The sequence below is a fragment of the Pseudomonas sp. F1_0610 genome (assembly GCF_047470865.1).
Taxonomy (GTDB): Bacteria; Pseudomonadota; Gammaproteobacteria; order Pseudomonadales; family Pseudomonadaceae; genus JAZDRH01.
This window is the reverse complement of sequence record NZ_JAZDRH010000096.1, coordinates 1-334: the sequence shown is the minus strand read 5'-3', so window position 1 is coordinate 334 and position 334 is coordinate 1. Positions and strand designations below refer to the sequence as shown.

The window sequence follows — 334 nt, the reverse complement described above, 5'->3', positions numbered from 1 at the left end:
GGTTTTTTATTATCTATAGGAAATGAAATATGAAAACCAGCACAGCAGGTATTGCTTTTACTAAAGCGTGGGAAGGCTGCAAGCTCGCAGCTTATCAAGACAGTGTAGGCGTGTGGACAATCGGCTATAGTCACACGCGAACAGCCAAAAAAGGCATGACGATCACGCAAGAACAAGCGGATGCGTTGTTGCTTGAAGATATCGCAGTGTAATCCCCCCTCAAAACCACAGAGGCTATTTGTAGAAAATTTCATTAATATAAACTCAAGGAGCTTTCTATGCGCAAATCAAAATTCACTGAGAGCCAGATTATGGCAATTCTCAAACAAAATGA

At 41.3% G+C, this 334-nt stretch carries 1 protein-coding gene; it reads left to right on the top strand.

The features are described 5' to 3' along the window. Positions 1–29: 29 nt before the first annotated feature. Positions 30–212 carry a lysozyme gene (locus tag VQ643_RS16375; protein WP_414201594.1) on the top strand — a complete coding sequence of 61 codons (183 nt, stop codon included), beginning with the start codon at positions 30–32 and terminating at the stop codon, positions 210–212. Positions 213–334 lie beyond the last annotated feature (122 nt).